The sequence below is a fragment of the Actinospica acidithermotolerans genome (genome assembly GCF_018139625.1).
Lineage (GTDB): Bacteria > Actinomycetota > Actinomycetes > Streptomycetales > Catenulisporaceae > Actinospica > Actinospica acidithermotolerans.
This window is the reverse complement of sequence record NZ_JAGSOH010000211.1, coordinates 1-5,997: the sequence shown is the minus strand read 5'-3', so window position 1 is coordinate 5,997 and position 5,997 is coordinate 1. Positions and strand designations below refer to the sequence as shown.

The 5,997-nt window shown below is 71.1% G+C and carries 2 protein-coding genes; both read left to right on the top strand.

The features are described from left to right. Window positions 1-302: 302 nt before the first annotated feature. Complete coding sequence (locus KDK95_RS33680; RefSeq protein WP_212522417.1) at window positions 303-1,178, top strand: D-hexose-6-phosphate mutarotase; 876 nt, start codon at window positions 303-305, stop codon at window positions 1,176-1,178. Window positions 1,179-1,353: 175 nt separating this feature from the next. Next, window positions 1,354-5,949, top strand: coding sequence for a HAMP domain-containing hybrid sensor histidine kinase/response regulator (locus KDK95_RS33675; RefSeq protein ID WP_212522416.1), 4,596 nt, complete (start codon window positions 1,354-1,356; stop codon window positions 5,947-5,949). Window positions 5,950-5,997 lie beyond the last annotated feature (48 nt).

Below are 5,997 nucleotides of genomic sequence, written 5' to 3'. Positions count from 1 at the left end.
TCCGCAGCATCCTCAAGGACAGTGACGGCCTCGGCCTCGCCCTCGACCTCGACCTCGACAACCGCGAGCGCGACGGCCGGCGGGCACAAGCCGAGCAAGACCTCGACGCCGGGCCACGGCCACTGATGCCCGCCCGCCGCGGCCACCGCACCGCCGCCTCATAAGCCCCCCGGGGGGCCGCAGTGGGCCGCGGCCTCCCGGGGATCTCCCGCTCGCGTCACGCTGTCCGCCCGCCGACGCGGGGCACCGGCATCTCGCTATGCTCGGCGGCACCGTCGTGGGCTCGAGAGGCAGTGGTGGCGATGAATGAGAGCGTGTTCGACCTTCCCGTCGTGAAGCGGCTTTCCGAGCACGTCACCGAGCGGCTTGCGGGAGAACTGCCGGTCATCGTGGTCGATCACGCGCGGGTTCGGGCGGCCGTCGCGTTGCAGGGGGCGCATCTGATCGCGTGGCAGCCTGCCGGGCAGGAGCCCGTGCTCTGGCTCAGCGAAGCGACCGAGTTCGCGGCGGGCACGGCGATCCGGGGCGGGGTGCCGGTGTGCTGGCCGTGGTTCGGGCCCGCCGGCAAGCCCTCGCACGGCTTCGCGCGGACCAGTGCGTTCGAGCTCGTCGAGCACAGCCAGGACGGGCGCGGGGTCGAGCTGAGTATGCGGCTGACCAGCTCCGAGACCACTATGGCGATCTGGCCGCACGAGTTCGAGCTGCTACTCGGCTTCAAGCTCGGGGGCGAAGAGTGCGAGGTGACGCTCGAAGCGCGCGGCGAGTTCGAGAGCACCGGCGCGCTGCACAGCTACTTCAACGTCGGCGACATCGACGGGGTGTCGGTCTCCGGGATCGGTGCTCCGTACCTCGACAAGGTGGAGGAGACGGACGGACACCAGGACGGCCCGCTCACCTTCCCCGGCCGGATCGACCGCGTCTACACGGCGCCGGAGGCCGTCAGCCTCATCGAGGAGCCTGCCCTCCGGCGGGTGATCGAGGTTCGGCATCACGGGCACAGCGACGTCGTCACCTGGAATCCCGGACCCGAGCTGTCGAAGAGCATGGCCGATCTGACCGACGCGGGCTACCGTGGGTTCTGCTGCGTGGAGACGGCGCGCATCAGTAAGCCGATGGTCAGCGCGGCTGGTCACCCGGCTCGGCTGGGTACGACCATCCGAGTGAACGCATCGGAATGAACGCCGGGTTCGCGGAGCGGGCCGCCGCGCCTCCCGCGTCGGCTCAGGCCGTCGGCGGATTTTGCCGCTCCCCCCGCGACAACCTATCCTCGGCTTATTGTTTCCATGCGGAAACAGTCCAGTGCTCGGCCCTCGCGCTCCGGCGGCCGGTCCTGACCACGGAGGCGGTTGCGCGATGCTTGAAGGATCGGTCGGCGCGGCGGGCCCGGCGCCGCGGAAGTCGCGCTCGGCGGCCAAGCCCGCGGCCAAGAGCGTCGGCGAGCCGGAGTTGCGGCAGCTGCTCGCGGGGCTGACGGCGGTGCGCGACGGCGACTTCGGCACCCGGCTGCCGGAGGGCGCGGACGGGCTGCTGGGCGAGATCGCCACCGTGTTCAACGGCATGGTCGACCAGCTGTCCCTGTTCACCTCCGAGGTCACCCGGGTGGCCCGCGAGGTGGGCACCGAGGGCACGCTGGGCGGCCAGGCGGAGGTGCCCGGCGTCTCCGGGACGTGGGCGGACCTGACCGACTCGGTCAACGCCATGGCGGGCAACCTCACCACCCAGGTCCGCGACATCGCCCAGGTGGCCACGGCCGTCGCGCGCGGCGACCTGTCGCAGAAGATCGACGTCGACGCGCGCGGCGAGATCCTGGAGCTCAAGGAGACCGTCAACACGATGGTCGACCAGCTCTCCTCGTTCGCGGCGGAGGTCACCCGGGTCGCGCGGGAGGTCGGCAGCGAGGGGCGCCTCGGCGGCCAGGCCCAGGTGCCCGGCGTCGGCGGGGTCTGGCGGGACCTGACCGACTCGGTCAACTTCATGGCCGGCAACCTCACCGACCAGGTCCGCAACATCGCCCAGGTCACGACGGCGGTCGCGCAGGGCGACCTGTCGCAGAAGATCGGCGTGGACGCGCGCGGCGAGATCCTGGAGCTGAAGAACACCATCAACACGATGGTCGACCAGCTCTCCGCCTTCGCCGACGAGGTCACCCGCGTCGCCCGCGAGGTCGGCACCGACGGACGCCTCGGCGGCCAGGCCGACGTCAAGGGCGTCAAGGGCACGTGGCGGGACCTGACCGACTCGGTCAACTTCATGGCCGGCAACCTGACCGCCCAGGTGCGCTCCATCGCGCAGGTGGCCACGGCCGTCGCGCGCGGCGACCTGTCGCAGAAGATCGACGTGGACGCCCGCGGCGAGATCCTGGAGCTGAAGAACACCATCAACACGATGGTCGACCAGCTCTCCGCCTTCGCCGACGAGGTCACCCGCGTCGCCCGCGAAGTCGGCACCGAGGGCCGCCTCGGCGGCCAGGCCGACGTCAAGGGCGTGTCCGGCACGTGGAAGGACCTGACGGAGTCGGTCAACGTGATGGGCGACAACCTGACCGCCCAGGTGCGCTCCATCGCCCAGGTCACGACCGCGGTCGCGCAGGGCGACCTGTCGCAGAAGATCCGGGTGGACGCGCGCGGCGAGATCCTGGAGCTAAAGGAGACCATCAACACGATGGTCGACCAGCTCTCCGCCTTCGCCGACGAGGTCACCCGCGTCGCCCGCGAAGTCGGCACCGAGGGCAACCTCGGCGGGCAGGCGACCGTGCGCGGCGTGTCCGGCACGTGGAAGGACCTCACCGACAACGTCAACGTGATGGCCTCGAACCTCACCGGGCAGGTGCGCTCGATCGCCCAGGTGGCCACGGCGGTCGCCCGCGGCGACCTGTCGCAGAAGATCACCGTGGAGGCGAAGGGCGAGGTCGCCGCGCTCGCCGGCGTGATCAACACGATGGTCGACACGCTCTCGGCGTTCGGCGACGAGGTCACCCGCGTCGCCCGCGAGGTCGGGACGGAGGGCATCCTGGGCGGCCAGGCGCGCGTGCCCAACGTCGCGGGCACGTGGAAGGACCTGACCGACAACGTCAACTCCATGGCGGGCAACCTGACCAACCAGGTGCGCAACATCGCCCTGGTCACCACGGCGGTCGCCAACGGAGACCTGTCCAAGAAGATCGACGTGGACGCGCGCGGCGAGATCCTGGAGCTGAAGACCACGATCAACACGATGGTCGACCAGCTCTCCTCGTTCGCCGCCGAGGTCACCCGGGTGGCCCGGGAGGTGGGCAGCGAGGGCAGGCTGGGCGGCCAGGCCGAGGTCGAGGGCGTGTCCGGCACCTGGAAGCGGCTGACCGAGAACGTCAACCTGCTCGCCGGGAACCTCACCCGGCAGGTGCGCGCGATCGCGGAGGTCACCAGCGCGGTCGCCGAGGGCGACCTGACCCGCTCGATCACGGTCGAGGCCTCCGGCGAGGTCGCCGAGCTCAAGGACAACATCAACGCGATGGTCGGCTCGCTGCGGGAGACGACGCGGACCAACCAGGAGCAGGACTGGCTCAAGTCGAGCCTGGCCCACATCTCGGGCCTGATGCAGGGCCATCGCGATCTGGCCGTCGTGGCCGAGCTGGTCATGGAGGAGCTCACGCCCCTGGTATCCGCGCAGTACGGCGGGTTCTACCTCGCCGAGGAGGCGGCCGGAGGCGGGGAGCTGACACTGGTGGGCTCCTACGGCCGACCCGCCGCGACCGAGGGCCACGACCGGTTCAAGCTCGGCGAGTCGCTGGTGGGCCAGGCGGCGCGCTCCCGCCGCGTGATCTCCGTGTCCGATGTTCCGGGCGACTACATCGGCATCTCCAGCGGGCTGGGCAAGGCCTCCCCGGGCGGCCTGATCATCCTGCCGATCGTCGTGGAGGACCAGGTCCTCGGCGTGATCGAGCTGGCGTCGTTCACCCCGTTCACCGACATACACCGCGACTTCCTCGAGCGGCTGATGGAGACGCTCGGCGCGAACGTCAACACGATCCTCGCCAACGCCCGCACCGACGAGCTGCTGGAGGAGTCGCAGCGGCTGGCCGCCGAGCTGCAGGCGCGCTCGGAGGAGCTGCAGGTCCAGCAGGACGAGCTGCAGCGGTCCAACGCGGAGCTGGAGGACAAGGCCAAGCTGCTCGCCGCCCAGAACGGCGACATCGAGGCGAAGAACCTGCAGATCGAGCAGGCGCGCCAGGAGCTCGAGGACCGCGCGCAGCAGCTGTCGCTGGCCTCGAAGTACAAGTCCGAGTTCCTGGCGAACATGAGCCACGAGCTGCGCACCCCGCTCAACAGCCTGCTGATCCTGGCGCAGCTGCTCGCCCAGAACCCGGCGCGCAACCTGACGCCGAAGCAGGTCGAGTACGCGGGCATCATCCACTCGGCCGGATCCGACCTGCTCCAGCTGATCAACGACATCCTGGACCTGTCGAAGGTCGAGGCCGGGAAGATGGACTTCAACCCGGACCGGGTGCCGATGCGCCAGCTGGTGGACTACATCGAGGCCACCTTCCGCCCGATGACGACGCAGAAGAACCTCGGCTTCACCGTCAGCGCGGGCCAGGGCGTGCCCGCCGAGCTGTTCACCGACGACTCGCGGCTGCGGCAGGTGCTGCGGAACCTGATATCGAACGCGATCAAGTTCACCGAGCGCGGCAGCGTCGAGCTGATCGTCGAGAAGGTCGACGCCGCGGAGGCCCCGGCCTCGGTGGACGGCACCGGCCCGGTCGTGGCGTTCCGGGTGCGGGACACCGGGATCGGCATCGACCCGCAGCAGCTGGAGACCATCTTCGGCGCCTTCCAGCAGGCGGACGGCACCACCAGCCGCAAGTACGGCGGCACCGGTCTCGGACTGTCCATCAGCCGCGAGATGGCCCACCTGCTCGGCGGCGCCATCCACGCGCAGAGCACGCCGGGCGTCGGCAGCACCTTCACGCTCTACCTGCCGACGTCCCCGGCCGTGCTGCTCGCGCCCCCGCAGCCGGCCGCCGCGGCGCTGCCGGCCGGGGACGGCGAGAACGACTCGGCGGCCGCGGTCGACGGACAGCCGGCCGCCGCCGCGCACGGCCCGGCGCGCAGGCCGCGTCGCCTGCTGGTGATCGAGGACCAGCAGAAGGGCCTGCTCTCGCTGGTGGCCGAAAGCGCCCTCAGCAGCCTGGACGGCGGCACCGAGTCGGCGGACCAGCCCGAGAACGAGGTGATCACGGTCATCGGCGCGCGGGAAGCGGCGGCGGCCCTGGCCGCGGAGGCGTTCCACTGCGTGGTCCTCGACGTGGAGATGGCCGACGGCCAGGCCTGGACCTTCCTCGACGCGATGGACGGCGACCCGGCGCAGCGGCAGGTCCCGGTGCTCGCGCACAACAGCCACCGGCTCGACGCCCGGCAGGAGCACGCGTTGCAGTCGCGCTCGGCCGAGCGGCCGCTGGAGGTCCTCTCGAGCCTGGACGAGTTGCGCGAGCGCATCGCGCTGCACCTGTCGGCCGAGCAGCCCGGCGACGTCGTGCCGCTGGTCAGAGCGGACGCGCCCCGGCACCAGGCTGTCGAGGACGTGGACGGCGCGCTCGCCGGGCGCACGGTGCTCGTCGTCGACGACGACGCCCGCAACCTGTTCGCCATCAGCGGCATCCTGGAGCTGCACGGCATGCGGATCCTGCACGCAGCGGACGGGCGCAAGGGCATCGAGGCCCTGGCCGCGCACGCCGAGACCGACCTGATCCTGATGGACGTGATGATGCCGGAGATGGACGGCTACGCCGCGACCGCCGAGATCCGGCGGATGCCGCAGTACGCGGACCTGCCGATCATCGCGGTCACCGCCAAGGCGATGCCGGGCGACCGGGAGAAGGCGATCTCCGCGGGCGCCAGCGACTACGTCACCAAACCGGTGGACGCGAACGACCTGATCGCCTGCATCCGGCGCTGGCTCGGTGACCGGTGACGGCGGCCGAGCCGTCCGGCGGGGCGGGCGGTGAAGGGTTCGGCGGGG

Coding starts and splice junctions, on each gene's coding strand:
- KDK95_RS33680 (WP_212522417.1), top strand. CDS start 303: ATGAATGAGAGCGTGTTCGACCTTCCCGTCGTGAAGCGGCTTTCCGAG.
- KDK95_RS33675 (WP_212522416.1), top strand. CDS start 1,354: ATGCTTGAAGGATCGGTCGGCGCGGCGGGCCCGGCGCCGCGGAAGTCG.